This window comes from Bradyrhizobium sp. WSM4873 (assembly GCF_055811355.1).
Genome location: NZ_JBVVPS010000012.1, coordinates 119,487 through 145,530 on the forward strand (window position 1 = coordinate 119,487; position 26,044 = coordinate 145,530).

Here is a 26,044-nt window from a genome sequence, read left to right on the forward strand (position 1 = left end):
GCGCGGATGGTGATGCCCGATTGACCACGCTGGGCAGCCGCGGCTTTGGCCCAGGACTTGCGACTTAGGACTTGCGGCGGATCTTGTAGAGAACAAATCGATCCGAGGTGTCCAGCGCCTCCAGCAGATCCGGCAGCGGGTTTGGGGCCCGCGGCCCGAGGACGTAGAGATAGTCGTAATCGTGGTGCCAGGTGCGAACGAAGGGCGGAACGCCGGCCGGCGGCCGGCTTGCCGCAATCGCGGTAAGCACGCTTAGCGGCATCGGCGCCCCGTAGGGAATGGCAAGACGGCGCACGTCTTCGCGTGGCCGCACGGGCTGCTTGCCCGCTTCCGTGAATAGATTGGGCACGAACGCGTTGGCATAGTGCACGGCGAGCGTAGGCGCATAATACATTGGATATGAGGTAAGGTCGGCGAACGGCGGGTCTCCATTGTCGTCCGTGCTGGCGACGAGGATGCGCGAACCGCGGTCGATCTTGCGGAACGACTCGACAATGGCCGCATAGTCGGTGCGGTAAGGCAACCACACCGCGAGCACGACGGCGAGATTGATCAGTATGATGCCACTGATCGCGGCGAGCGCTGCCATGCTCCATGCCCGGCTCGGCAGCGTCAGCGAGCAGAAGGCGGGCAGGATCAGAGCCGCAGCGGGGATCACGCGAAGGTCGACGAACGAGGTTCCGAACAGCTGCGAGGGAATGACGACGTAGAGCAGCGCGAAGCCGATCGCGAGCCAGATCCCGGCTGTGTCGAGCTTGAGGACGCCGCGTCTTGCGGCGAAAAACAGCGCGATCATCAGCGCAAGCCCGGTCGCCGCCGCGATCGTCAGATTGTAACCGTTCATGATGCGCAACGGCCAGATCGGCTTGAATCCGAGAAACCAGCTCGTTCCTTCGCTTCCGATCGATCCCGCGGTCATGCGCATGATCCCAAACAGGCCAAGCGCGGGTATGGCCAACGCGCCGAGCCGCGCGGCGGCGACACCGTACGAAATTCGCCCATGCCGGATGCGCGAGAGCTCGTAAAGGCCGAGCGTCGCGCCGTAGATGCCGAGGGAGAAGAAATGCGCCGCAAACAGCGCAGCGACGAAGACCATGTTGACGACGAAACGCAGTGGCCATGGGCGCTCCGCGAGCATCAGATAGACGGCGATGCCGCAGAGAGCGAGGCCCAGTCCGAACTCGAAATTCACGAAGCCCCAGCTGAACGGCAGACAGAAAAGGAAAGCGAGCGCCGCAAAGCCGGCGAGATGGACCCGTCCCTTCCGGGCCCATTCGAGCAAAAGCGCGCCGCCGACGATCAGCAATTGGCTCAGGAACAGGAACAGCCGCGTGGCGCTCTCGACGCTGATCAGCCGCGCCATTTGCGGCACCAGCAGATCCATTCCAAGGTTGGGATAGAATGCCCAGGCCACTTCGTAATGCGGATTGGCGTTGGGGGTGCCGTTCTGGCTCAGAATATACATCCGGGCGAGGTGATTGGGATAGTCGACCATCGCGGGGATAGGGGTCAGCAGCACCGGAAGAAACGACAGGGCCGCCAGGACGGCAAGAACGGTGATCGCCACCGACCGGTCCGAGCCAAGACGAGCCCGGATTGTCGAGGTCGGCTTGTCGGAAGGAATCATGTCATAGGGCCGCTGGAGTTTGAGCTTACGCTCTACGACGGCGCAACCGCGCGACACAACGCCATAATGTGAACTTCGCGAAAATCAAGCTGGGGTCGCCGCCGCATCGGAAGGAGGAGCCCGTCATCCGGCGCGCTGCACGCGGACTTGTGCTGATGAGATTGCAGCGCGCCGGCTATGCTGGCTACTTGACCGCCGCACTGATCGAGTTGAATTTGCCGCTCAGGAGTGCGCTGCCGGTGTTGTTCACGGCCGCGATGATCGCAAACGCGATGCCGGTGGCGATCAGACAATACTCGATGGCGGTGGCACCATTTTCGTCGGCAAGAAATGACTTGAGTAAAGTCATCGTCAACTCCTGTTCATCCGTCCAACCTACGCTGGTGCCGTTTTCGGAATGGTAAATTGATTCACTAAGTTTTCGTGGGCGCGCCAAAACGCAGGTCGGATGGTCCTCACCTGCCGCTGATATGGTGTCATCGATTGACTTAAGGTTTCGTCACCCAATTCGGACGCATTAGGCGATGTCGTCATCCCGTCTCAGGACGAGATCTGGCGTTCCGGCGCGGCCTTGCCGGGGCGTTTCAGCACCGTTGCCAGGCGTCCGACCAGATAGCTCAGCGCGCACGGCTGCGCCCGCGCGAAGCTGCCGGCGAGGCTTTCTGCCTCCGCCGCGTCGTTGACGATGCCGATGTAGTTCTTTCTGGCGTCCTGCTGCTGCACGAGCCTGCAAATCCCGGGTTCAATCGAAGGGCGACCATGCTGCGCTGAGCGGGAAGCGTGGGTTAATTTTGTATTCCGTAGGATACGTGCCGCCCCCGGCAACTGTGAGCAGACGCTGAAAGCGCGGCTTGGCTTAACGGATTGTTGAGCCTGTTCTCGAGCGGGCGCCGGGCTCACTCGCGCCGACCGTCCGCATTCAGCGCCCGCAACACCGCGATGCGGGCGAACATCATCCAGCCGCCGCCGGTCTCGGCCGCGTTGATCAGGGTTTCGATCGCGGTCTGCCAGTGGCTCGCATGCTGCGTATCCTCGGGCAGTCGCATGATGTGATCGGCAGCTTCTTGCAGCGTCCGAAGCTTGCGCCCGCCACGTAACGAAATGGGGTCGTCGAACGCAGTCGACCAGGGCATGTCAGGTCGGCCGACCGGCGAGGCGAGGCATCACGGCGTCGTCGCTGCGCGATGCTGCTAGCCGGCCTTCTTCGCCCGCACCGGCCTGTCGGCCTTTTTGGGAGCGGCTTTCGCAGCAGTGTCCTTGCCGCCCTTGCCGGCGATCGGCAGCAGCATCTCGCGCTGGCCTTCGACGCGCTTCTTCGGCTTCTTGCCCTTGACGGTGTCCTTGCTCGCGTCCTTGGTCGCATCCTTGGCCACCTTCGCTGCGGGGCCTGCGTCCTTCTCGTTTGCGATGCTCTTTTTCAGCGCGTCCATGAGGTTGATGACGTTGCCGCCGGTCTTGGGCGCGGCCTTCGCGCTGATGGGCGCGCCGCTGCGCTTCTTGTTGATGAGGTCGATCAGCGCGGTCTCGTAATGGTCCTCAAACAGCTCGGGCTCGAACGCGCCGGACTTCTTCTCGACGATGTGCTTTGCAAGGTCGAGCATGTCCTTGGTTAGTTTCACGTCCTGGATATCGTCGAAATAGTCCTTCTCGCCACGCACCTCATAGGGATAGCGCAGCAGCGTCCCCATCAGGCCGCTCCCGAGGGGCTCCAGCGCGATGATGTGCTCGCGGTTGGTCAGCACCACGCGGCCGATCGCGACCTTGTCCATGCTCCGGATCGTCTCGCGGATCACCGCAAAGGCGTCGTGGCCGACCTTGCCGTCGGGCACGAGATAATAGGGACGGATCAGATAGCGGCTGTCGATGTCGGTCTTTGGTACGAACTCGTCGATCTCGATCGTGTGGGTGGACTCCAGCGCGATGTCGTCGAGCTCGTCCTTGGTGACCTCGATATAGGTGTCGGTGTCGACCTTGTAGCCCTTGACGATGTCCTCCGAAGTCACCTCGTCACCGGTCTCGGCGTCGACCTTGAGGTACTTGATCCGGTGGCCCGTCTTGCGGTTGATCTGGTTGAACGAGACCTTCTCGGTATCCGAAGTGGCCGGATAGAGCGCGACCGGGCAGGTCACGAGCGACAAACGTAGAAAACCCTTCCAATTGGCGCGGGGGGCCATGGGCTACTCCAAACGCAACGGGGACAGAGGACGAAGATACCATCGGGGAACAACGAATCATAGCAAGGCGGATCGCTGAATCTTGCAACTGCGTTAACCGGCCGCCCGGCGCACGGTTGCAGCCTGATCCGGCTGCAAAGGCCGGAACATCATATCCGATCATGCGTTGCCACGGGACATTCCGCCGCGAGGAGTCGCGGCCATCCGACGCGACGGCCAGAAATTGAGGTCACCATGGCAACCACGCGAGACCAACGTCAGATCGTGGAAACTCCGACCGAGGCGCGCCAGGGCGAGCCCGGGCCGTCGGTGGCGGCGCTGCTCGCCATATCCACCGGGCTCGCGATCCTGATCCTCGCGGTCATCTGGTTCGTGTTCTTCCGGACCTGATCGGCAGATCGACCGGACGCTTCGCACCTTCCGACTCGCCGCGCAACGCGGCACATTGCGCCCGCCATGCCGCCGGTTCGTTCGTCCGGTGGCTTGGCGGGCGCGGTGCGTTGACCGCGAACAGGTCGGATATGACCAAAAAGTAACGCGGCCGGTTCCCCGTGTTCATATTCAGTTCACGCCGGAATTGCTCATCTGTGCGGGTGTTTCATGCGGCCTAATTCTGGAGAAAAGCGTGCGCCTGCTCGTCGTTGAGGACGACCCCGATCTCAATCGCCAGCTTACCAAGGCGCTGACCGACGCCGGCTATGTCGTCGATCGCGCCTTCGACGGCGAGGAGGGGCATTATCTCGGTGACAACGAGCCCTACGATGCCGTAGTGCTCGACATCGGCCTGCCGAAGAAGGACGGCATCTCGGTGCTGGAAGCCTGGCGGCGCAACGGCCGCACCATGCCGGTCCTGATCCTCACCGCGCGCGACCGCTGGAGCGACAAGGTTCAGGGCTTCGATGCCGGTGCCGACGACTATGTCGCAAAGCCGTTCCACCTGGAGGAGGTGCTGGCGCGCATCCGCGCGCTGCTGCGCCGCTCCACCGGCCACGCCCAGAGCGAGCTGAGCTGCGGCCCCGTCACGCTCGATACCAGGACCGGCCGGGTCAGCGTATCAGGCAATCCCATCAAGATGACGTCCCACGAGTATCGGCTTCTGGCCTACCTGATGCACCATTCGGGGCGCGTCGTGTCCCGCACCGAGCTGGTCGAGCATCTCTACGACCAGGACTTCGACCGCGACTCCAACACCATCGAGGTCTTCGTCGGCCGCATCCGCAAGAAGCTCGACGTCGACATCATCCAGACCGTCCGTGGCCTCGGCTATCTCCTGACCCCGCCGGCCCCCGGCGCTTGAAGCGCGGTGTCTCGAAGTATTTTGTCTAGACCTATCTTGGCTTGACGAGCGGCGCGGCAGGGGCCTTGTTCTGGTCATGAGTTCCGACGCCATGCCACCCCGCGCCTCCGGGATCATTCCGATGCCCGCCAGCTCGCTTGCGAACCGCCTGTTTCTGTCGGCGACCGCGTGGCTCGTGGTGATCCTGGCCATTACCGGCGTGGTGCTGTCGTCGGTCTACAAGAACGCCACCGAGCGCGCCTTCGACCGCCGGCTCAATCTCTATCTCCGCACGCTGATCGCCGAGGTCGCCACCCCCGACGAGCCGCCGGACCGCCAGTTCCAGTCGCTCGGCGAGCCCTTGTTCGAACTGCCGTTGTCCGGCTGGTACTGGCAGATCACCCGGACCGACACTGAAAAGCCGGAGGTGCGCTCTTCGCGCTCGCTCTGGGACAAGAAGCTACCAAAGCTGGAGGAGCAGGGCACCGAGCTTACCGCCGCCGGCATCCGGATCGCTTATGTCGATGGTCCCGAGGGACAGAACCTGCGCATGGTGGAGCGGCCGGTCGATCTCGGCGCGGACGGCAAATTTCTCGTCAGTGTCGCCGGCGACGACACCGAGATTTTCGATGAGACGCGCAGTTTCGATTACTATCTCGGCGGCACCTTCACCGCGCTAGGCATCGTGCTGCTGCTGACCACCGTGTTCCAGGTCCGCTTTGGTCTCGCGCCGCTCAAACGCATCTCCGAATCCATCGCCGACATCCGGTCCGGGCGGGCGGAGCGGCTCGAGGGCGAGTTCCCGGTTGAGATCGCACCGCTGGCGCGCGAGACCAACGCGCTGATCGACGCCAATCGCGAGATCGTCGAGCGCGCCCGCACCCATGTCGGCAATCTCGCCCACGCCATCAAGACGCCGCTCTCGGTCATCGTGAACGAGGCCGGCGCGCATGCCGCCGATCCATTCGCGGCCAAGGTGATGGAGCAGGCCGACGTAATGCGCGACCAGGTCGCCCATCATCTCGAGCGCGCGCGCATCGCGGCGCGGGTCTCGGTCGTCGCGACGGTGACGGAGGTTGCACCGGCCATCGAGGCATTGCGGCGGACCATGGAGAAGATCCACCGCGGCCGCGGCATCGTGGTCGAGGCCGAAGCCGATCCGTCGGCGAAATTTCGCGGCGAGCGGCAGGATCTGGAGGAGATGGTCGGCAATCTCGTCGACAACGCCTGCAAATGGGCGGCCTCGCGGGTCTTCATCGAAGTTCTGGTGGAGGCGCCTCATCAGGCGAGCGCCGGTCCGCGGCTGCATATCGTCGTCGACGACGACGGCCGCGGCTTGTCGGAGGCCGAGCGTACCCAGGTCTCACGGCGCGGCCAACGGCTCGACGAGTCCAAGCCCGGATCGGGGCTGGGGCTGTCGATCGTGACCGAGCTCGCTGCGCTCTACGGCGGCAGCCTCTCACTCGGCCGCGCGCCGACCGGGGGCTTGCGGGCGGAGCTGGTCCTCCCCGGAATATAATCCCTTGTTCCGACGCGACTATTTGGCCTCCTGGGCGTCGATCCAGATGAAACCAGGGGTATTCGGAGCGACTTCCTAAACGGCTTCTTAAGTGGGCCCTCCTATGATCGGGCAGGACGGATCCCAGGTCCGCCATTTTACCGTTCATTACCCGGGCGCATGAGCCAGACATCGATCGAGCGGCTGAGGGAATATCTCGCGCAGCTCCCGCCGCAGGCGCAGGCGCTGCTGATGCGGGAGTTCGAGCGTGCGCTCGAGCGCGGCCAGGACACGGCCGTGGCAACCCTCGTGCTCGACCAGCTGCGCAAGATCGTCCGCAAGACGGAAGCCGACGCCTCCCCACCGCCGCGTACGGACGATCTGTCGCGGCTGCTGTTCCAGGTGCTGGAACCATTCTTGGTCGAAGCAGGCGCCCCGATCCGGGCCGGGCAGATCCGCCGCTCTTCGCTGGCTCCGATCTGGCAATGGCTCGGCCGCGACGGTGCTCCGGCGAAGCTGAGCGAATTCGAGGCGGCGCTGGCGCGCATGCCGGCCGACAGCGCAGGGCAGGTTGAAGCGCTGGCCTCGAGGCTCCAGGCGGTCGCTGCGGATGCCATCTTCGAGCTGACGGGGCCGGGCGGGGGTGACAAATCGCGTGCGCTCGCACGCGTTGGCCCGCCCAACGTGATCGAGGATCTCTATTCGACCGGGGCGGTGCTCGCGGTCCGCGAGGCTATTGCCACCTTGAACGAGAAGCTGCCGCGCTCCTTGCGCGCCTTCGGCGATGCCCAGATCGCCTCGGTGACTGCCGCGCTCAACATTCCCGTGCTTCAGACGCCGCAGATGCTGCCCTTCGCGCTCTCCATCGTCGTGCAGCGGATGACCGCGCCGTGGCAGATCATCCGCCTCGCCATCAAGATTGCCGCGTCCGACGACGAGATCCGTGTTGCGGCAACGCCCTATGGCGTCGCCGTCACGATCGCGCTGCATGATCTGTCCTGCGTGGCCGCCATCCTGCGCATGGACATCAAGCGCGGCCATTTCGACAATGTCGCCGCCAACCTCAAGACGCTGCACGACGGCGTCCGAGGCCTGCGTACCGAGCTCGACCTGCGCAACGATTCCCCCTGGGGCAAGCAGTTGACCTCGATCCGGGCCGACATCTCCAACGCACTGCAATCCGAGATCGACAGTGTTCCCGGCCGCGTCCGCCGCATCCTGCGCCAGCGCGCCGAGAAGGACATTCCTCCGGGCGCGCGGATCGACAGCACCGAGGTCGAGGAAACCGTCGCGCTGATCGATTTCGTCGCGACCTGCCGCAATTATGCGAGCGAGCTTGCGATCAACGAGGTGACACTGCGCACCTATTCCGACCTGCAGCAATATGTCGAGCGTTCGACCGAGCAGCTGGTGCAGTCGCTGCGCGGCGCCGATCACAAGGTCCGCACCTATCGGCAGCAGCAGGTGCAGGCCGCGATCCGCTTCTGCCAGGTGCTGTTCGGCGATGACTATGCCTCGCTGATGAGCCGCGCCGCGGAGAACGCGGCCACGGGCGAGCGCAAATCGTCGCGCGCGAGTTGATCCAGGCGCATCTTTTTGTGATCACAATTTCAGGTTGACGGTGTCGGTGGCTGGCCCTACGGTCGCCGTGCAAATTTTGATATTTCTATCTGTGGGCGCATGAAATCCGTTATCAGTTCCATCGAAATCGAGAATCGCGTCGTCGTTGCCAAATATCAAAGGCTGATGGTCGGCGCGAAAGTGGTGCTGGTCGAGAAGGCAAGCGGTCGGCAGCTTCCTGAGACCGTCACCAGGGTGGCATCGCCCGTTCCCGTCGGCGCGTTGCGCATCAGATTGCCCGACGCCATCGAACCGGGAACATACTTCCTGAAGGCCTTCAACGGGCATGGCGAGGACGCCGCTCAAAGTGCGGACTTCGAGATCGGCTAAGCCGTTGGATTTTCACCGTTTCGGGACTGTGTGCGGTCGCGCCGAATTGACAATTGTCAATTGCCGCATCGTCCGGCCGTGGTGTAAAGCCACCTGTGGGCGCGGCTTGCGCGCTGCCGGAAGCTTGTCAGATGATGCTATGGTTCGTGTTCGCGCTGATGACGGTGGCGGCGATCTTCGCCGTGCTTTTGCCGCTCGGCCGTAGCGGACGCGCGCAAAATCAGGGCAGCGAGGTCGCGGTCTACAAGGACCAACTCGCCGAGATCGAGCGTGATCTTGCCGCAGGGTTGATCGCAGCGCCCGAAGCCGAGGCCGCGCGCGTCGAGGTCAGCCGCAGGCTGCTTGCCGCGGCTGGCAGCGAGCCCGCAACGGCACCGAAATCCAGCCTCAAATGGCGCCGCGCGGCGGCCGTGCTGGCGCTTGCCGGCCTGCCGCTGGTTGCGATCGGCGTCTATGTGCCGCTCGGCTCGCCCAGGCTTCAGGACTTTCCGCTGGCGCAGCGGGAGCGCGGATCCGGGTCCGGCATGGCCCAGTCGCTCGAGAATCTGGTCGTACAGGTCGAGCAACATCTGGAAAAGAATCCAACCGATGGGCGCGGCTGGAACGTGATCGCGCCCGTGCTGGAGCGGCTTGGCCGCTTCGACGACGCCGTGCGCGCCTATCGCAACTCGCTCACCTACAATGGCGAGAGCGCGGAGCGCCGGTCCGATCTCGGCGAAGCGATCTCGGCCGCCGCCGGCGGCGTCGTGACCGCCGAAGCCAAGACCGAGTTCGAGCGCGCGCGGGCGCTCAGCGCCGACGACCCGAAAGCGAACTACTTCCTCGGTCTCGCCGCCGAGCAGGACGGCCGCAAGGACGATGCCGCCAATATCTGGCGCGCGCTGCTGGCGAAAGCGCCGGCGGATGCACCGTGGCGCCCTCTGGTGCAGACCTCGCTCGCGCGGGTCGGCGGCGGTGGCGTGACGATGCCGGCGCTGTCGGATGAGACCCTCGCAGCTTCCAAGGACATGAAAGAGGGCGATCGCAACGCGATGGTTCGCGGCATGGTCGAACGGCTCGCCACGCGCCTCAAGCAGAACGGTGACGACGTCGAGGGTTGGCTGCGCCTGGTGCGCGCCTATCTCGTGATGGGTGATCGCGACAAGGCGGTCGGGGCATCGACCGACGCCCGCCAGGCCGTTGCCAACGATGCAGCGCGGTTGCGCCAGCTCGATGAAGGCCTCAAGACGCTCGGGCTCGACGGATGACGATGTCAGGACGAGACGGGCAGGGAACGGATACGCCATGACGCGCAAGCAGCGACGTATGACCATCATCGGCGGCTCGCTTGCCGTGCTCGCGCTGGCGGCCGCGCTGGTGCTCAACGCGCTACGCGACTCGATCGTATTCTTCTCGACGCCGACCATGGTCGCCGAGAAGCACGTTGCGCCCGGCAAGCGGTTTCGCCTCGGCGGCCTGGTGCAGCCCGGCTCGCTCCAGCGCGGCGACAATCTCGCAGTGACCTTCGAGGTCGCCGACGGCGGTGCAAAGCTTCCGGTCGCCTTCAAGGGCATTTTGCCTGATCTGTTCCGGGAAGGGCAGGGCGTCGTCGCCGAAGGCGCGCTCGACGCCAATGGCGTGTTCAAGGCTGACACCGTGCTTGCCAAGCACGACGAAACCTACATGCCAAAGGACGTCGCCGATGCCCTGAAGAAGCAGGGGCACTGGAAGGATGATTACGGCGCCAAGGCTTCCGACGGCGTCAAGCCCGCGGCCACGACCGCGCAGGGCAATTCGCAGGGAGCAGTGCGGTGATCGCGGAGTCGGGACATTATGCGCTGGTGCTGGCGCTCGGGCTGGCACTGATCCAGTCCATCGTGCCCCTGATCGGCGCGCGGCTGCGCGATGACGCGCTGATGAATGTGGCGCGCTCCACTGCGCTGGCGCAGCTTCTGTTCGTCGGTGCGTCGTTCATCGCGCTGGTGATGCTGCACGTGGAGTCGGACTTCTCCGTCGTCAACGTCTACGAGAATTCCCACTCCATGAAGCCGCTGCTCTACAAGATCACCGGCGTGTGGGGAAACCATGAAGGCTCGATGCTCTTGTGGGTGTCGATCCTCGCGCTGTTCGGCGGATTGGTCGCGGCCTTCGGCAATAATCTGCCGCTGTCGCTGCGCGCGCATGTGCTGGCCGTACAGGCGTGGATCGCCAGCGCTTTCTATCTCTTCATCCTTGTGACCTCCAACCCGTTCCTGCGCATCGCCAACCCGCCGATCGAGGGACGCGATCTCAATCCGGTGCTTCAGGACATCGGTCTCGCCGTGCATCCGCCAATGCTCTATCTCGGCTATGTCGGCTTCTCGATCTCGTTTTCCTTCGCGATCGCGGCGTTGCTGGAGGGGCGGATCGATGCCGCGTGGGCGCGCTGGGTGCGGCCATGGACGCTGGTCGCCTGGATCTTCCTGACCCTCGGTATCGCCATGGGCTCCTACTGGGCGTATTACGAACTGGGGTGGGGCGGCTGGTGGTTCTGGGACCCGGTCGAGAACGCCTCGCTGATGCCGTGGCTTGCCGGAACAGCGCTGCTGCATTCGGCGCTGGTGATGGAGAAGCGCAACGCGTTGAAGGTCTGGACCATCCTCTTGTCGATCCTGACATTCTCGCTGTCGCTGCTCGGCACTTTCCTGGTGCGCTCGGGGGTCATCACCTCGGTTCATGCCTTCGCGACCGATCCAACCCGCGGCGTGTTCATTCTCCTGATTCTCTGCCTGTTCATCGGGGGCAGCCTGTCGCTGTTCGCGGGGCGCGCGACGTCGTTGAAGCAGGGCGGCCTGTTCGCGCCGATCTCGCGCGAGGGCGCGCTGGTGCTGAACAATCTGCTGCTCACGGTCGCCTGCGCGGTGGTGCTGTTCGGTACGCTCTATCCGCTGGCGATGGAGATGCTTGCCGATTTCAAGATGTCGGTCGGTGCTCCCTTCTACAATCTCACCTTCGCTCCGCTGTTCACGCTATTGCTGCTCGCCGTGCCGTTCGGGCCGATGCTGGCTTGGAAGCGCGGCGATCTGCTCGGCGTCACCCAGCGTCTGCTCGCGGCCGGCGTTGCCGGGCTCGTCGCCGTCGCCATGGTCTGGGGCTGGGTGCTCGGCGGCAGCGCGCTCGCGCCATTGGCAATCGGACTTGGCGTCTTTGTCATCGCCGGTGCCGTCACAGATATCGCCGAGCGGATCGGCCTGGTGCGGTTACCGTTCGCAACGGCACTGCATCGGGCCCGCGGCCTGCCGCGCTCGGCCTGGGGCTCCGCGTTTGCGCATGCCGGTCTCGGCGTCGCGCTGATCGGGATCGTCTGCGAGACCACCTGGAACAGCGAATATATCGCGACAATGAAACAGAACGACGTCGCCCATGTCGCCGGCTATGACGTGAAGCTCGACGGTCTGTTTCAGCGTCAAGGGCCGAACTTCCGCGAGATGCTCGCCGAATTCAACGTCAGCAGTGACGGTGAGAAGCTCAGCGTGATGACGCCGTCCAAGCGCAGCTTCACCACCCGCGGCTCCTCGACCACCGAGGCCGCCCTGCTGACGCGCGGCGCAAGCCAGCTCTACATCTCGCTCGGCGACGCCACCGCCGAGGGCGCCATCGCCGTGCGCATCTATCACAAGCCGCTGGTGCTGCTGATCTGGTGGGGACCTGTGCTGATGGCGTTCGGCGGCGTGCTGTCGCTGTCGGACCGGCGCCTGCGGGTGGGTGCGCCAAAACCGGCGCGGACCAAGCAGCGCCTGCAGCCGGCGGAGTGATCCGATGCGTCGAATGATGGTCGCGTTCATCGCGCTGATGCTGCTAGCCCTGCCTGCGGCGCATGCCGTGCAGCCGGACGAGATCATGTTGGACCCTGCGAAGGAGTCGCGTGCACGCGACTTGTCGCGCGAGCTGCGCTGCATGGTCTGTCAGAACCAGTCGATCGACGATTCCGATGCGCCGCTGGCGCGCGATTTGCGGCTCCTGGTGCGCGAGCGCATCGCGGCCGGCGACAGCAATTCGCAAGTGCTCGATTTCCTGGTCGCGCGCTACGGCGAGTTCGTGCTGCTCAAGCCACGCTTCGAGCGCCAGAACATGCTGCTGTGGCTGCTCGCGCCGCTGCTGCTGATTGGCGGCGGCCTGGCGCTATGGCTGCAAATCCGCCGGCGCGCGCGAAATGGTGCAGACATCCCGGCTCCGCCGCTCACGCCCGAGGAAGAGGCGCGTCTCGCTGCATTGATGTCGGACGAGGCCACATCGCGCTAGCTACGTTGCTGCGCGCATCAAGCCGCACCGCGCGGGCGTTGCTGGAACCTTGTTAAGTTCCTGCCGGTTCACGACTTTCGGCCGCGATAAACTGCCGCATCCGCATTCCCAGTTCATTACAAAAGTTTAACCCTCCCGCCAGCGCACGGTAAGGCGGCAGCCCCCATCTTCAGGTCCGTAAGGTGCCGCCGTCAGGTACCAAATGGATTTCAAGGCCCTGGAGATCTCTGCATGACCGACCGTTCCGACCTCTCGAAACTTCCGTCCTACCGGCAGCCTCGCCGGTCCGTTTTCTCGGCCCGCAAGATCGCGCTGATGGCATCGGTCGTCGCCGGCCTCGGCGCCGCCGTCTACGGCTTCGGCACGTCGACCTCGCCGGCCGACCTGTTCTCGAGCCCCGCGCATGCACAGGTCAACAACGAGGTCCGCAAGGTCGAGCGCCCGATCGGTTTCGCCGACATTGTCGAGCGCGTGAAACCGTCAGTGATCTCGGTGAAGGTCAACATGAAGGAGAAGACCGCGAGCAATGATGATGGCGATGACGCGCAGTCGCCGTTCCAGCCGGGCTCGCCGATGGAGCGCTTCTTCCGTCGCTTCGGCGGTCCGGATGGCATCCCGGGCCTGAAGGGCGGTGGCGGTCGTGGCCGCGTCGTGCAGGGCCAGGGCTCCGGCTTCTTCATCTCGGCTGACGGCTTTGCCGTGACCAACAATCACGTGGTCGACGGCGCCGACAAGGTCGAGGTCACGACCGACGACGGCAAGACCTACACCGCCAAGGTGATCGGCACCGACCAGCGCACCGACCTCGCCTTGATCAAGGTCGAGGGCAGCTCGAGCTTCCCGTTCGCGAAGCTTGCCGACGGCAAGCCGCGGATCGGCGACTGGGTGCTCGCGGTCGGCAACCCGTTCGGGCTGGGCGGCACGGTAACTGCGGGCATCGTCTCGGCCAGCGGCCGCGACATCGGCAACGGCCCCTACGACGATTTCATCCAGATCGATGCGCCCGTGAACAAGGGCAATTCCGGCGGTCCGGCTTTCGACACCAACGGTGAGGTGATGGGCGTCAACACCGCGATCTACTCGCCTTCCGGCGGCAGCGTCGGCATCGCGTTCTCGATCCCCGCCAGCACCGTGAAGAGCGTGGTGGCGCAGCTCAAGGACAAGGGCTCGGTCAGCCGCGGCTGGATCGGCGTGCAGATTCAGCCAGTGACACCCGACATCGCCGACAGCCTCGGCATGAAGAAGGCCGAAGGTGCGCTGGTTGCCGAGCCGCAGGCGAATGGTCCGGCGGCCAAGGCCGGCATCGAGTCCGGTGACGTGATCACGTCGGTCAACGGCGAATCGGTCAAGGACGCGCGCGAGCTCGCCCGTACCATCGGCGGCCTGGCGCCCGGCGCGACCGTGAAGCTCAACGTGCTGCACAAGGGCCAGGACAAGGTGGTGAACCTCACCCTCGGCCAGCTGCCGAACACGATCGAGGCCAAGGCCGACATCGACAAGGACAGCGGCAAGGGCGCGAGCCGCGGCACCGATGTGCCCAAGCTCGGCATGACCGTCGCGCCCGCCGATTCCGTGGCCGGGGCCGGCAAGGAAGGCGTCGTGGTCACCGAAGTCGATCCGAAGAGCGCCGCAGCCGAACGCGGCTTCAAGGAAGGTGACGTGATCCTCGAAGTCGGCGGCAAGAGCGTGAGCACCGCCGGCGAAGTCCGCGACGCCATCAACACGGCGCGGACGGACAACAAGAACAGCGTCCTGATGCGGGTGAAGAGCGGCGGCCAGTCGCGCTTCGTCGCGGTGCCCATCGCCAAGGGCTAACCAAGGACTGGGCCTCAGGAGGCCTCCGAGATGAAGGGTGTCGCCGGCATCAGTCGCCCCCGCCGACGGCGCCCTTCGGGGGAGCAGCGCAACGTTTGCTTCCCCTGTCTACCTTCCGGTGGAATACGCCCCCCTCCGTCGGAAGGCCTAGGGCGGTGAAGTCCCCCCAGCTTCACCGCCCGCCTTTTTCTCCATGCCAGAGTCTCTCACTCGGCTTGCATGCGATTGCCGCTCGCGCCATGTTTAGAGAAGGTTCACTCCCTTGACCGTTGCCGAACGCACGATGCGCCTCCTCATCATCGAAGACGACCGCGAATCTGCCGACTACCTCGTGAAGGCGTTTCGCGAGGTCGGGCACATTGCCGACCACGCCGCCGACGGCGAGGAAGGCCTCGCCATGGCGGAGAACGGCGACTACGACGTGCTGGTGGTCGACCGCATGCTGCCCAAGCGGGACGGCCTGTCGGTGATCGGCGCGCTCCGCGACAAGGACGATTCGACGCCGGTGCTGATTCTCTCCGCGCTTGGCCAGGTCGACGACCGCATCAAGGGCCTGCGCGCCGGCGGGGACGACTATCTGCCGAAACCCTATTCCTTCGCCGAGCTGTTGGCCCGGGTCGAGGTGCTGTCGCGCCGCCGCGGCGGTCCGGCCGAGGACACGTTGTACCGGGTCGGCGATCTCGAGCTCGACCGGCTCTCCCACCGCGTCGCGCGCGGCAAGGACGAGCTGACGCTGCAGCCGCGCGAATTCCGCCTGCTCGAATATCTGATGAAGCATGCGGGCCAGGTGGTGACCCGCACCATGCTGCTGGAGAACGTCTGGGACTATCATTTCGATCCGCAGACCAACGTGATCGACGTGCACATTTCACGGCTGCGTTCCAAGATCGACAAGGGTTTTGAGCGGCCGCTGCTGCACACGATCCGCGGCGCGGGATACATGATCCGTGACGGCATTCGGTAAACTCGTCCGCACCACGGCATTCCGGCTGACGCTGGTCTATTTGCTGTTGTTCGCGATGTTCGCAGCCTCGCTGCTGGCCTATTTCGCCTGGAATACGCGGCGGCTGATCACCGAGGAAATCACGCAGACGGTCAATGCCGAGACCTCGGAGATCAACGAGATCTACGGCCGCCGCGGCTTGGTCGGCCTCGTGCGCGCGATTGAGTACCGGGCGCTGCGGCCGGGGGCCAACCTCTACCTCGTGACCACGCCGACCGGGCAGGCGATCGCCGGCAATGTCGGCTCGCTGGCGCCCGGCGTGATGGCGACGCGCGGCTGGTCGGAGACGGCGTATCGGCGCATCGAGGATGCGGACGAGCGCGACCATCGCGCCCTGGTGCGCGTCACCGAGCTGGAGAATGGCTTCCGGCTTCTGATCGGCCGCGACCTCGCCGAGCGGCGGCGCCTGTTCGGCATCGTCGCCAAGGCCGCGCAATGGTCGGTGCTGATCGTCGTGGTGCTTGGCCTGGGCGGCGGGATCTTCGTCGCGCGCAGGGTGCTCAGGCGCATCGACGCCATGTCCGGGACGGCCCATCGCATCATGACCGGCGATCTCAGCGAGCGCCTGCCGGTGGGACGCAGCGGTGACGAGCTCGACCGCCTCGCCGAAAACCTCAATGCGATGCTGGAGCGGATCGAGGCGCTGATGGCGGGGCTGAAGGAGGTCTCCGACAACATCGCCCACGATCTCAAGACGCCGCTGACACGCCTGCGCAACCGCGCCGAGGAGGCGCTGGCGAAATCAGGCAGTGAGGCTGACTACCGCGCCGCGCTGGAGCGGACCATAGAGGAATCTGACGGCCTGATCCGTACCTTCAACGCGCTGCTGATGATCGCGCGTGCCGAGTCCGGGCAGGCGCGCGGCAACATGGACGATTTCGACGCGGCCGATGTCGCACACGGCATCCACGAACTCTACGAGCCGCTGGCTGAAGACGACGGCATGACCTTGAAGGTCAAGGCCGATCCGACGCCGGTGCACGCCAACCGCGAACTGATCAGCCAGGCGCTCGCCAATCTGGTCGAGAATGCGATCAAATACGGCAAGCCGGTCGCGCTAACGGGCGGAACCGTGGTCAGCCTGGATTCAAGGCAGATCACGATCGAGGCGAGACGCGAGGGCGACCAGGTGCTGCTCAGCGTCACCGATTGCGGCCCCGGTATACCCGAGGCCGACCGCAAGCATGCCGTCGAGCGATTCGTGCGGCTTGAAGCCAGCCGCACGCTGCCGGGCTCCGGACTCGGCCTCAGTCTTGCATCTGCGGTTGCAACGCTGCATGGCGGCGAATTGCGGCTGGGCGATGCCCATCCGGGTCTCGTCGCCACGCTGGTGCTGCCGGCGCGCGCGGGCGACAGGGTTGCTCCTCCAACACCGGATGTGTCACAGAAGGTGGCATGAACCATTCCGCGCCGGGAAACGCGGACGAGCATGGTGAGAGACTTGCCGCACGCTTCGCGGAGGCTCCCCATATTGCCGCTTCCGCCACCGACCAAGGACGTTTTGAAAGCTGGCTGGCCGAGCTCGAGCCCGCGCAATCTGCCCGTCTTGAAGCGCTGCTGGCTCATCGCTTTGCGCGGGGCATTCTGGCCGGCATCGCGGAATTCTCGCCTTATCTGTTCGAGCTGGTGCGCGCTGATCCGCAGCGCCTGATCCGGCTGCTGGAATGCGATCCGGATGCGCATCTCGCCACGCTGATCACCGAGGCGAACGGCGCCGTGCTCGCGGCATCCGATGAAGCCGAGGCGATGCGGCTGCTTCGCCGCATGAAGGCGGAGGCCGCGCTCCTGATCGCGCTGTGCGACATCGGCGGGGTCTGGCCGGTGATGCGGGTGACCGCAGCGCTCACCGATCTCGCGGTGTCCTCGGTGCGGGCAGCGCTTCAATACCTCCTGCGGCAGGAAGCCGCACGCGGCAAGCTCTTGCCGCCCAATCCCGAGGCGCCGGAAGAGGGCTGCGGGCTGATCGTGCTTGCGATGGGCAAGATGGGCGCAGGCGAGCTGAACTATTCCAGCGATATCGACCTCATCGTGTTCTTCGATCCCGACCATACGACGCTGGCTCCGGATATCGAACCCCAGCCATTCTTCGTGAGGGTGACGCAGGGGATGGCACGCATTCTCCAGCAGCGCACTTATGACGGCTACGTCTTCCGCGTCGATCTGCGCCTGCGTCCCGATCCATCCTCGACGCAGGTGGCGATTTCGCGCGACGCCGCGCTGAACTATTATGAGCGGGAAGGGCGTACCTGGGAGCGCGCCGCGATGATCAAGGCGCGAGCCTGCGCCGGCGATCCCAGGGCGGGCGAGGCGCTGCTCGCGGAGATCGCGCCCTTCGTCTGGCGCAAGCATCTCGACTTTGCCGCGCTTGCCGACGTCCACGACATGAAGCGGCAGATGCAGACCTATCGCGGCCAGAGCGAGGTTGCCGTCGAAGGACATAATGTGAAGGTCGGGCGCGGCGGAATCCGCGAGATCGAGTTCTTCGCCCAGACCCAGCAATTGATCGCCGGTGGCCGCCATCCTGAGCTGCGGGTGCGGCCGACGCTTGCCGCGCTTGGCGTGCTCGCTTCCAGCAACTGGATCACGTTTGCGGCGCGCGACGAGCTGACCACGGCGTACCAATTCCTGCGCCGGGTCGAGCATCGCCTCCAGATGATCGCGGACGAGCAGACCCACACGCTGCCCGAGGACAAGGAGGCGGTCGAGCGTTTCGCCTGGTTCTTCGGCTATCCGGATCGCGAGGCCTTTGCCCGCGACCTTTTGCGTCAGCTCGAGATCGTGCAGGGTCACTACGAAAAACTGTTCGAGGGCGACGATCCGACCGGCACGGCCAAGCTGCCGGCGCTCGACTACAGTGCGGGTCCCGACGATCCGCGGCTGCTTCAGTACCTGGCGACGCTCGGCTTCAAGAAGCCTGCTGCCGTCGCGCAGACCGTGCGTGACTGGCTCACCGGCGAGTACCGCGTGTTCCGCGTCGAGGCGACGCGAAACGCATTCGTCGAATTCGTGCCGGCCCTGATCGACGGTCTCGCTCATGCCGAGGAGCCGGATCGGGCCGTCGTGGCGTTCGACCAGTTCCTTGGAGCGCTTCAGCGCGGCGGCCGGCTGATCACGCTGCTCGGCCAGAATCGCGATCTCGTCGCGCTCGTGGCCCTGGTGCTGGGCGCGGCGCCCCGGCTCGGCGAGATGCTGGCGCGGCAGCCGCAGCTCATGGACGGCCTGATTGATCCGCGCTTCTTCGGCGCCATGCCCGACAGGCAGGAATTGTCGGGGCGGCTTGCGATGACGGTGCAGGATGCCGGCTCTTACGAGGAGTTCCTCGACCGCCTGCGCCTGTTCGGGCAGGAGAGCCTGTTCCTGATCGGCACGCGCATTCTCTCGGGCACGGTCTCGGCGCAGCAGGCGAGCACGGCCTTTGCCGACGTCGCCGAGGGCATCGTGCATACCGTGCATGGCCTCGTCGCCGACCGCTTCGCCGCCCAGCATGGCCGGATCAAGGGGCAGGAGACCGCGATCATCGCGATGGGCCGGCTCGGCAGCCGCGAGATGACGGCTTCGTCCGATCTCGACCTGATCCTGCTCTACGATTTCGACGGCGACAATCCGGACTCCGACGGTGCGAAGTCATTGCAAGGTGCCCATTACTTCGCCCGCTTCACCCAGCGCCTGATCAGCGCGTTCACGACGCGCACCAATTACGGGGTGCTTTACGAAATCGACATGCGGCTGCGCCCCTCGGGGCGTGCCGGCCCTGTGGCCTCGAGCCTGGTCTCGTTCGCGGACTACCAGGCCAACGAGGCCTGGACCTGGGAGCACATGGCGCTGACGCGCGCGCGCGTGGTGTCGGCTTCGCCCGAATTCGGGGAACGGATCGAGCGCGTCATCCGCGATGTCCTGACCCGTCGCCGCGATCCCGCAATCACTGCCAACGACGTTGCCGACATGCGGCGTGCGATCGCCCAGGAGAAGGGCGAGGCCGATTGCTGGGATCTTAAATATGCCGCCGGCGGCATGGTCGACATCGACTTCATCGCGCAATATCTCCAGCTCGTGCATGCTCACGAGACGCCGGAGATTCTCGACGTCGCCACCATGCAGGTGCTGGAAAATGCATGCAGGCTCGGTGTGCTCGCGCAATCGGAGACCGAGATATTGCGGGCCGCGGCGCGGCTCTATCACGACCTGACGCAGATCCTGCGGCTCTGTGTCAGCGACCGGTTCAAGCCCGAGACCGCCGGCACCGACCTTCTGCGCGTGATGGCACGCGCGGGCGATGCGCCGCATTTCTCCTCGCTGCAGGCGCGCGTGAAGGAGACGCAGAGCGAGGTGCGCCGTGTCTTCAAGGCGCTGCTGGAAGGGACGTCGTCGGCTTCAGCGAGGTGAGCGCCTCGCGCACGTTCGGCTCCAGGCCCACGCCGCCGGCGTCGAGATGGGTGAAGATCGCTCGCTTCATCCGCGGGTCCCAGAATTTCTTGATGTGGTCGGCGATCCCCGGCACGGCCTTGTCGTGGCCCTGGCTTCGGAAGAACGTGCCGATCTGGTTGGCCATGTAGATCAGGCGGTCAGGCGACATCGGCAACCTCCGTGGCATGACGGGCGACAACCCGGCCGCCATGCGAAAACACTTCAAACCCGTCCTGGCGGGCAATGGCAATTAGCGTGATGCCGGCGGCCTCCGCGGTGCGCACCGCGAGTGCGGTCGGCGCGGAGACGGCGACCATCACCGGCGCGCCGATGGCGGCGGTCTTCTGCACCATCTCGACCGAGACGCGGCTCGTCAGCAACACGATGCCGCCGCTTGCAACCGTGCGGCTGCGCGCCAGCGAGCCGGCGAGCTTGTCGAGCGCGTTGTGGCGGCCGACATCCTCCCGCAGCGCGACGATACCGCCGGCAGGCGACCAGAACGCGGCGGCGTGAACGGCGCGGGTTTGCAAATTGATCGATTGCAACGGTGCGATGGTCTGCATCGCCGCCATGACCTGCTCGGGCGTAAACGTCTGTCCCCGCGGCACGACGGCTGCAGGCCGCACGGCTTCGGCAATCGAGTCGATGCCGCAGATGCCGCAGCCGGTCGGGCCGGCGATGTGACGGCGGCGCTCGCTGATGCGCGCGGCATTGTCGGGCGCCAACCACATGCGCAGCTCGATGCCATCGTCGAGGCGGACCATTTCGAGCGACTTGATGTCATCGACGGACTTGATGATGCCTTCGTCCAGGCTGAAGCCGACCGCAAAATCCTCGAGGTTCTGCGGCGTTCCCATCATGACGGCGTAGGTGCCGCCATTGTAGGTCAGCGCCAGCGGCGTCTCCTCCGGGATCAGCCGCGCTCCTTCCGACGCGACACCGTCGCGCCAGATCTCGCGGTCGATGGCCTGGACCGGCACGTGCATGCCGCTACTCCGCAGCCTCGGCCGGCGCGATCCGGCGGGAATGCCGCGCCTGTGCATCGTAGGCCTTCTGCCAGTCGGACGGGCCGTTCGACGGCGAGATCTGCACTGCCGTGACCTTGTATTCGGGGCAGTTGGTCGCCCAGTCCGAATAGTCGGTCGTGATGACGTTGGCCTGCGTGTCCGGATGGTGGAAGGTGGTGTAGACGACGCCGGGCGCGACGCGATCGGTGATCTCCGCACGCAGCGTGGTCTCGCCGGCGCGGCTCTTCAGCCGCACCCAGTCCCCGTCGCGCACGCCGCGCTGTTCGGCATCGTGGGGATGGATCTCCAGCCGGTCCTCGGCATGCCAGACCACGTTCTCGGTGCGCCGGGTCTGCGCGCCGACATTGTACTGGCTGAGGATGCGGCCCGTGGTGAGCAGCAGCGGATAGCGCGGGCCGGTGCGTTCGTCGGTCGCGACATATTCTGTGACGACGAACTTGCCCTTGCCGCGGACGAAGCCGTCGATATGCATCACCGGCGTGCCCTCGGGCGCCTTCTCGTTGCAGGGCCATTGCACCGAGCCGAGCTCGTCGAGCTTGGCATAGGAGACGCCGGCGAAGGTCGGGGTGAGCGCCGCGATCTCGTCCATGATCTCGGAAGGGTGGCTGTAGCTCATCTCGAAGCCCATGGCCCTGGCGAGGCCGATGGTGACCTCCCAGTCGGCGAGGCCGTTCTTCGGCGTCATCACTTTGCGGACGCGCTGGATCCGGCGCTCGGCGTTGGTGAAGGTGCCGTCCTTCTCGAGGAAGCTGGAGCCCGGCAGGAACACATGGGCGTAGTTTGCGGTCTCGTTCAGGAAGAGGTCGTGGACGATCACGCATTCCATCGCCGATAGCGCCGCTACCACATGCTTGGTGTTGGGATCGGATTGCAGGATGTCCTCGCCCTGCACGTAGATCCCCATGAACGTGCCTTCGACCGCGGCGTCGAACATGTTGGGAATGCGCAGGCCCGGCTCGGGGTTGAGCTTGACGTTCCACAGCGCCTCGAACTGGTCCCGCACGGCGTCACCCGAGATGTGGCGGTAGCCGGGCAGCTCGTGCGGGAACGAGCCCATGTCGCAGGAGCCCTGCACGTTGTTCTGGCCGCGCAGCGGGTTCACGCCGACACCGGGACGGCCGATATTGCCTGTGGCCATCGCGAGGTTGGCGATCGCGATCACGGTGGTCGAGCCCTGGCTGTGCTCGGTGACGCCGAGACCGTAATAGATCGCGCCGTTGCCGCCGGTGGCGTAGACGCGCGCTGCTTCGCGCAGATCCTTCGGATCGACGCCAGTGAGGATGGCGGTGGCTTCCGGGCTGTTGTTCGGCTGGGCGACGAACGCCGCCCATTCCTCGAACTCGCTCCAGTCGCAGCGTTCGCGCACGAAGGCTTCGTCGACGAGGCCTTCGGTGACGATCACATGCGCCAGCGCCGTCATCACCGCAACGTTGGTGCCGGGCATCAGCGGCAGGTGCAGCGCCTTCACATGCGGCGATTCGACCATCTCGGTACGGCGCGGATCGATCACGATCAGCTTGGCGCCCTGGCGCAGCCGCTTCTTCAGGCGGGAGGCGAACACCGGGTGGGCCGAAGCGGGGTTGGCACCAATGACGACGACGACGTCGGTGTCCTCGACCGAGTCGAAATCCTGCGTGCCGGCAGAGGTACCGAACGTTGTCGAGAGGCCATAGCCGGTCGGGGAGTGGCAGACCCGGGCGCAGGTGTCGACATTGTTGTTGCCGAAGCCGGCGCGGATCAGCTTCTGCACCAGATAGGTTTCTTCATTGGTGCAGCGGGACGAGGTGATGCCGCCGATAGCGTCGCGGCCGTATTTCCTCTGGATGCCGCGCATCCTGTCGGCTGCAAACGAGAATGCCTCGTCCCATGACACTTCGCGCCAGGGATCCTCGATCCGTTCGCGGATCATCGGATTGAGGATGCGTTCCTTGTGATTGGTGTACCCCCAGGCGAAGCGACCCTTGACGCAGGAGTGGCCGCGATTGGCCTTGCCGTCCTTGTACGGCACCATGCGGACGACTTCCTCGCCGCGCATCTCGGCCTTGAAGGCGCAGCCGACGCCGCAATAGGCGCAGGTGGTGACGACCGAATGTTCGGGCTGGCCGATCTCGATCACGGATTTCTCGGTCAGCGTCGCGGTCGGGCAGGCCTGCACGCAGGCGCCGCAGGAGACGCATTCGGAGCCGAGGAAGCTCTCGCTCATGCCGGGCGACACGCGGCTGTCGAAGCCGCGGCCGGAAATCGTCAACGCGAAGGTGCCCTGCACCTCCTCGCAGGCGCGGACGCAGCGCGAGCAGACGATGCACTTGGAGGGATCGTAGGTGAAGTACGGGTTGGACTCGTCCTTCGGCATCCAGGCGGCGTTGAGCTCGCCATTGGACTTGCCCGGTGTCTTGGCGAAGACGTGGTTCTCGCCTTCATAGCCGTAACGGACGTCGCGCAGGCCCACGGCGCCGGCCATGTCCTGCAACTCGCAATCGCCGTTGGCACCGCAGGTGAGGCAGTCGAGCGGATGGTCGGAGATGTAGAGCTCCATCACGCCCTTGCGCAGCTTCTTGAGCCGTTCGCTCTGGGTGTGCACGATCAGGCCGGACATGACAGGCGTGGTACAGGAGGCCGGCGTGCCGGCGCGGCCCTCGATCTCGACGACGCAAAGCCGGCACGAGCCGAATGCGTCGACCATGTCGGTCGCGCAGAGTTTCGGGATCTGGTGGCCGGCGTCCATCGCCGCCCGCATGATCGAGGTCCCCTCGGGCACCGTGACCTGGTTGCCGTCGATGGTCAGCGTCACCATCGTTTCCGATTTCGAGCCCGGCGTACCGAAGTCGATCTCTTCGATCAGAGACATTGTCGTTCTCCTATTCCGCGGCCTGAAGCGTGGTCGGGGCCGGGACGAAATCCTCCCGGAAGTGCTTCAATGCGCTGAGCACGGGGTAGGGCGTGAAGCCGCCGAGCGCGCAGAGCGAGCCGAATTTCATGGTGTTGCAGAGGTCCTCGACGAGTGCGAGGTTTTCGCGCACGCGCTCGCCGTTGATGATCTTCTCGATGGTCTCGACGCCGCGGGTCGAACCGATCCGGCATGGCGTGCACTTGCCGCAGGATTCGATGGCGCAGAATTCCATGGCGAAACGCGCCTGCTTGCGCATGTCGACGCTGTCGTCGAACACGACGATGCCGCCATGGCCGATCAGGCCGTCGCGCGCGGCGAAGGCCTCGTAGTCGAACGGCGTGTCGAACAGCGCGCGCGGGAAGTAGGCGCCGAGCGGACCGCCGACCTGCACCGCGCGGATCGGACGGCCCGTGAACGTGCCGCCGCCGACGTCGTCGACGAGCTCGCCGAGCGTGACGCCAAACGCGGTCTCGAACAGCCCGCCGTGGCGGATGTTGCCGGCGAGCTGGATCGGCATCGTACCGCGCGAGCGACCCATGCCGAAATCGGCATAGGCCTTGGCGCCTTCGGCCAGGATGAAGGGGATGGCGGCGAACGACAGCACGTTGTTGATGACGGTTGGCTTGCCGAACAGGCCCTGATGCGCGGGCAGTGGCGGCTTTGCGCGCACGATGCCACGCCGGCCTTCTAGGCTTTCCAGCAGCGAGGTCTCTTCACCGCAAACGTAAGCGCCGGCGCCGACGCGGACCTCGAGATCGAAGCTATGCGTGGAACCACCAATGTTCGCGCCGAGATAGCCGCCGCGCTTCGCCGCCTGGATGGCCGCATTCATCGTCTCGACGGCGTGCGGATATTCGCTGCGGATGTAGATGTAGCCCTTGGTCGCGCCGACGGTGATGCCGGCGGTCGTCATGCCCTCGATGACGAGGAAGGGATCGCCTTCCATGATCATGCGGTCGGCGAAGGTGCCGCTGTCGCCTTCGTCGGCGTTGCAGACGATGAACTTGCGATCCGCTTTCGCCTGCGCGACCGTCTTCCACTTGATGCCGGTCGGGAAGCCCGCGCCGCCGCGGCCGCGCAGGCCGGACGCGGTTACTTCATTGAGGATCGCTTCCGAGCCGAGCGACAGCGCGCGCTCCAGGCCCTTGTAGCCGCCGTGGGCGCGGTAGTCGTCGAGCGAGCGCGGGTCGATCACGCCGCAGCGCGCGAAGGTCAGGCGGGTCTGGCGCTTGAGCCAGGGGATCTCGTCGGTGGCCCCGAGCCGCAGTAGATGCGGCGTGTTGCTCGCGAGCGCGTCGAGCAGGGAGGGCACATCGGTCTCGGTCACAGGGCCGAACGCGATCCGGCCCTGCGGCGTCGCGACCTCGACCAGCGGTTCGAGCCAGTACAGGCCGCGCGAGCCGGTCCTGACGATCTGGATGGCAATGCCACGCTTGGCTGCAGCCTGCTCCAGCGCCAGCGCGACCTCGTCGGCGCCGACCGCAAGCGCACCGGCATCGCGAGAGACATATAGACGGATGCTCATCGCTGCGCCTCCGCAACGAGAGCATCGATACGCTTTTCATCGAGTCGGCCGATCAGCCGGCCGTCGAGCATCGCGGACGGCGCTGTCGCGCACAGTCCGAGGCAGTAGATCGGCTCCAGCGTGACGCGGTCATCGGCCGTGGTATGGCCGAGCGATACGCCGAGCTTCGCCTCCGCACGCGCAGCCAGCGCGTCGCCGCCCGCCGCCTGACAGGCCTCCGCGCGGCACAGCTTCAGCACATGGCGGCCGGCCGGTTTGTGGCGGAAATCATGGTAGAACGTGAACACGCCATGCACTTCGGCGCGCGACAGATTGAGCGCCTGCCCCACCATGGGAATGGCGGCCGCCGGCACGTAGCCAAACGCCTCCTGAAGCGCGTGCAGGATCACCAGCGTCGCACCTTCCTGCTTGCTGTGTTCGGCGATGATCTCGGCGCCGCGCGTTTCGTCCCAAGGCTCGTAAACCGCTGTCATTCTTCGTTCTCAACCAGAGCGTCTGCTCAGCGCAAACTATTTGGAATCGTTCGAAGATCAATAAAGCTGTCTCATGCTGCGATTGCGGATTCCGATCGATTTGCGATGGCGATCACTCGAT

The 26,044-nt window shown here is 65.3% G+C and carries 23 protein-coding genes; 13 read left to right on the top strand and 10 right to left on the bottom strand.

Annotated elements, in window-relative coordinates; genetic code table 11:
- Nucleotides 1–64: 64 nt before the first annotated feature.
- The 5 genes from AC0L21_RS18050 to ku form a co-directional block, all read right to left on the bottom strand.
- A complete protein-coding gene (locus AC0L21_RS18050; RefSeq protein WP_473263170.1) occupies nt 65–1,627 on the bottom strand; it encodes a glycosyltransferase family protein in 1,563 nt (520 codons plus the stop codon).
- A gap of 184 nt (nt 1,628–1,811) precedes the next feature.
- The gene (locus tag AC0L21_RS18055; protein WP_275167744.1) at nt 1,812–1,976 is read right to left on the bottom strand and encodes a Flp family type IVb pilin; all 165 of its coding nucleotides are present in this window, start codon (nt 1,974–1,976) and stop codon (nt 1,812–1,814) included.
- A gap of 191 nt (nt 1,977–2,167) precedes the next feature.
- Complete coding sequence (locus AC0L21_RS18060; RefSeq protein WP_473263171.1) at nt 2,168–2,350, bottom strand: hypothetical protein; 183 nt, start codon at nt 2,348–2,350, stop codon at nt 2,168–2,170.
- Nucleotides 2,351–2,523: 173 nt separating this feature from the next.
- Nucleotides 2,524–2,760, bottom strand: a complete 237-nt coding sequence (locus AC0L21_RS18065) for a hypothetical protein (protein WP_007608288.1) — start codon at nt 2,758–2,760, stop codon at nt 2,524–2,526.
- Between the two features lie 57 nt (nt 2,761–2,817).
- Nucleotides 2,818–3,801 carry a non-homologous end joining protein Ku gene (ku, locus tag AC0L21_RS18070; protein WP_473263172.1) on the bottom strand — a complete coding sequence of 328 codons (984 nt, stop codon included), beginning with the start codon at nt 3,799–3,801 and terminating at the stop codon, nt 2,818–2,820.
- A gap of 234 nt (nt 3,802–4,035) precedes the next feature.
- Between ku and AC0L21_RS18075 the strand changes: the two genes are divergently transcribed.
- The 13 genes from AC0L21_RS18075 to AC0L21_RS18135 all read left to right on the top strand — a co-directional run bounded on the left by AC0L21_RS18075 (nt 4,036) and on the right by AC0L21_RS18135 (nt 19,986).
- Nucleotides 4,036–4,191, top strand: a complete 156-nt coding sequence (locus AC0L21_RS18075; RefSeq protein ID WP_007593402.1) for a hypothetical protein — start codon at nt 4,036–4,038, stop codon at nt 4,189–4,191.
- 235 nt (nt 4,192–4,426) lie between these two features.
- Nucleotides 4,427–5,098, top strand: a complete 672-nt coding sequence (locus AC0L21_RS18080; RefSeq protein ID WP_247349962.1) for a response regulator transcription factor — start codon at nt 4,427–4,429, stop codon at nt 5,096–5,098.
- Nucleotides 5,099–5,219: 121 nt separating this feature from the next.
- Nucleotides 5,220–6,596, top strand: a complete 1,377-nt coding sequence (locus AC0L21_RS18085; RefSeq protein WP_473263173.1) for an ATP-binding protein — start codon at nt 5,220–5,222, stop codon at nt 6,594–6,596.
- 159 nt (nt 6,597–6,755) lie between these two features.
- Nucleotides 6,756–8,156 (top strand): hypothetical protein, encoded by a 1,401-nt coding sequence (locus AC0L21_RS18090; RefSeq protein WP_473263174.1) that lies wholly within the window; start codon nt 6,756–6,758, stop codon nt 8,154–8,156.
- Between the two features lie 99 nt (nt 8,157–8,255).
- Nucleotides 8,256–8,525 (top strand): hypothetical protein, encoded by a 270-nt coding sequence (locus tag AC0L21_RS18095; RefSeq protein WP_007593394.1) that lies wholly within the window; start codon nt 8,256–8,258, stop codon nt 8,523–8,525.
- A 131-nt stretch (nt 8,526–8,656) separates the two neighbouring features.
- Nucleotides 8,657–9,772, top strand: a complete 1,116-nt coding sequence (ccmI, locus tag AC0L21_RS18100) for a c-type cytochrome biogenesis protein CcmI (protein WP_473263175.1) — start codon at nt 8,657–8,659, stop codon at nt 9,770–9,772.
- Nucleotides 9,773–9,809: 37 nt separating this feature from the next.
- A complete protein-coding gene (gene ccmE / locus AC0L21_RS18105) occupies nt 9,810–10,319 on the top strand; it encodes a cytochrome c maturation protein CcmE (RefSeq protein WP_129269379.1) in 510 nt (169 codons plus the stop codon).
- Nucleotides 10,316–12,298, top strand: a complete 1,983-nt coding sequence (locus tag AC0L21_RS18110) for a heme lyase CcmF/NrfE family subunit (RefSeq protein ID WP_473263176.1) — start codon at nt 10,316–10,318, stop codon at nt 12,296–12,298. The genes ccmE and AC0L21_RS18110 overlap by 4 nt, the downstream gene beginning before the upstream one ends.
- Before the next feature lie 4 nt (nt 12,299–12,302).
- Entirely contained in the window at nt 12,303–12,785 is a 483-nt protein-coding gene (locus tag AC0L21_RS18115; RefSeq protein ID WP_473263177.1) for a cytochrome c-type biogenesis protein, read from the top strand.
- Between the two features lie 231 nt (nt 12,786–13,016).
- Nucleotides 13,017–14,600 (top strand): Do family serine endopeptidase, encoded by a 1,584-nt coding sequence (locus tag AC0L21_RS18120; RefSeq protein ID WP_473263178.1) that lies wholly within the window; start codon nt 13,017–13,019, stop codon nt 14,598–14,600.
- A gap of 283 nt (nt 14,601–14,883) precedes the next feature.
- Nucleotides 14,884–15,564 (top strand): response regulator transcription factor, encoded by a 681-nt coding sequence (locus AC0L21_RS18125; RefSeq protein ID WP_035969420.1) that lies wholly within the window; start codon nt 14,884–14,886, stop codon nt 15,562–15,564.
- Nucleotides 15,548–17,002, top strand: coding sequence for a sensor histidine kinase (locus AC0L21_RS18130; protein WP_473263179.1), 1,455 nt, complete (start codon nt 15,548–15,550; stop codon nt 17,000–17,002). The genes AC0L21_RS18125 and AC0L21_RS18130 overlap by 17 nt, the downstream gene beginning before the upstream one ends.
- On the top strand, nt 16,999–19,986 hold the full coding sequence (locus tag AC0L21_RS18135; RefSeq protein WP_473263180.1) for a bifunctional [glutamine synthetase] adenylyltransferase/[glutamine synthetase]-adenylyl-L-tyrosine phosphorylase: 2,988 nt from the start codon (nt 16,999–17,001) through the stop codon (nt 19,984–19,986). The genes AC0L21_RS18130 and AC0L21_RS18135 overlap by 4 nt, the downstream gene beginning before the upstream one ends.
- Here the strand turns inward: AC0L21_RS18135 and AC0L21_RS18140 are convergent.
- Genes AC0L21_RS18140 through AC0L21_RS18160 form a run of 5 tightly spaced genes read right to left on the bottom strand, consistent with a single transcriptional unit; the run spans nt 19,943 to nt 25,923 of the window.
- On the bottom strand, nt 19,943–20,176 hold the full coding sequence (locus AC0L21_RS18140; RefSeq protein WP_473263181.1) for a formate dehydrogenase subunit delta: 234 nt from the start codon (nt 20,174–20,176) through the stop codon (nt 19,943–19,945). The two genes, AC0L21_RS18135 and AC0L21_RS18140, sit on opposite strands and share 44 nt — an antisense overlap.
- Nucleotides 20,166–20,993 (bottom strand): formate dehydrogenase accessory sulfurtransferase FdhD, encoded by an 828-nt coding sequence (fdhD, locus tag AC0L21_RS18145; protein WP_473263182.1) that lies wholly within the window; start codon nt 20,991–20,993, stop codon nt 20,166–20,168. Before fdhD ends, AC0L21_RS18140 begins: the two co-directional genes overlap by 11 nt.
- 4 nt (nt 20,994–20,997) lie before the next feature.
- On the bottom strand, nt 20,998–23,883 hold the full coding sequence (gene fdhF, locus AC0L21_RS18150) for a formate dehydrogenase subunit alpha (RefSeq protein ID WP_473263183.1): 2,886 nt from the start codon (nt 23,881–23,883) through the stop codon (nt 20,998–21,000).
- Between the two features lie 10 nt (nt 23,884–23,893).
- A complete protein-coding gene (locus AC0L21_RS18155; protein ID WP_473263184.1) occupies nt 23,894–25,450 on the bottom strand; it encodes a formate dehydrogenase beta subunit in 1,557 nt (518 codons plus the stop codon).
- Nucleotides 25,447–25,923: a formate dehydrogenase subunit gamma gene (locus AC0L21_RS18160; protein WP_473263185.1), complete on the bottom strand. Its 477-nt coding sequence runs from the start codon at nt 25,921–25,923 to the stop codon at nt 25,447–25,449. Before AC0L21_RS18160 ends, AC0L21_RS18155 begins: the two co-directional genes overlap by 4 nt.
- Nucleotides 25,924–26,044 lie beyond the last annotated feature (121 nt).

What these genes read in the sequence shown, in the direction of transcription:
- AC0L21_RS18050 (WP_473263170.1), bottom strand. Translation starts at nt 1,627, where the DNA reads ATGATTCCTTCCGACAAGCCGACCTCGACAATCCGGGCTCGTCTTGGC.
- AC0L21_RS18055 (WP_275167744.1), bottom strand. Translation starts at nt 1,976, where the DNA reads ATGACTTTACTCAAGTCATTTCTTGCCGACGAAAATGGTGCCACCGCC.
- AC0L21_RS18065 (WP_007608288.1), bottom strand. Translation starts at nt 2,760, where the DNA reads ATGCCCTGGTCGACTGCGTTCGACGACCCCATTTCGTTACGTGGCGGG.
- ku (WP_473263172.1), bottom strand. Translation starts at nt 3,801, where the DNA reads ATGGCCCCCCGCGCCAATTGGAAGGGTTTTCTACGTTTGTCGCTCGTG.
- AC0L21_RS18075 (WP_007593402.1), top strand. Translation starts at nt 4,036, where the DNA reads ATGGCAACCACGCGAGACCAACGTCAGATCGTGGAAACTCCGACCGAG.
- AC0L21_RS18085 (WP_473263173.1), top strand. Translation starts at nt 5,220, where the DNA reads ATGCCCGCCAGCTCGCTTGCGAACCGCCTGTTTCTGTCGGCGACCGCG.
- AC0L21_RS18090 (WP_473263174.1), top strand. Translation starts at nt 6,756, where the DNA reads ATGAGCCAGACATCGATCGAGCGGCTGAGGGAATATCTCGCGCAGCTC.
- AC0L21_RS18095 (WP_007593394.1), top strand. Translation starts at nt 8,256, where the DNA reads ATGAAATCCGTTATCAGTTCCATCGAAATCGAGAATCGCGTCGTCGTT.
- ccmI (WP_473263175.1), top strand. Translation starts at nt 8,657, where the DNA reads ATGATGCTATGGTTCGTGTTCGCGCTGATGACGGTGGCGGCGATCTTC.
- ccmE (WP_129269379.1), top strand. Translation starts at nt 9,810, where the DNA reads ATGACGCGCAAGCAGCGACGTATGACCATCATCGGCGGCTCGCTTGCC.
- AC0L21_RS18115 (WP_473263177.1), top strand. Translation starts at nt 12,303, where the DNA reads ATGCGTCGAATGATGGTCGCGTTCATCGCGCTGATGCTGCTAGCCCTG.
- AC0L21_RS18120 (WP_473263178.1), top strand. Translation starts at nt 13,017, where the DNA reads ATGACCGACCGTTCCGACCTCTCGAAACTTCCGTCCTACCGGCAGCCT.
- AC0L21_RS18125 (WP_035969420.1), top strand. Translation starts at nt 14,884, where the DNA reads ATGCGCCTCCTCATCATCGAAGACGACCGCGAATCTGCCGACTACCTC.
- AC0L21_RS18135 (WP_473263180.1), top strand. Translation starts at nt 16,999, where the DNA reads ATGAACCATTCCGCGCCGGGAAACGCGGACGAGCATGGTGAGAGACTT.
- AC0L21_RS18140 (WP_473263181.1), bottom strand. Translation starts at nt 20,176, where the DNA reads ATGTCGCCTGACCGCCTGATCTACATGGCCAACCAGATCGGCACGTTC.
- fdhD (WP_473263182.1), bottom strand. Translation starts at nt 20,993, where the DNA reads ATGCACGTGCCGGTCCAGGCCATCGACCGCGAGATCTGGCGCGACGGT.
- fdhF (WP_473263183.1), bottom strand. Translation starts at nt 23,883, where the DNA reads ATGTCTCTGATCGAAGAGATCGACTTCGGTACGCCGGGCTCGAAATCG.
- AC0L21_RS18155 (WP_473263184.1), bottom strand. Translation starts at nt 25,450, where the DNA reads ATGAGCATCCGTCTATATGTCTCTCGCGATGCCGGTGCGCTTGCGGTC.
- AC0L21_RS18160 (WP_473263185.1), bottom strand. Translation starts at nt 25,923, where the DNA reads ATGACAGCGGTTTACGAGCCTTGGGACGAAACGCGCGGCGCCGAGATC.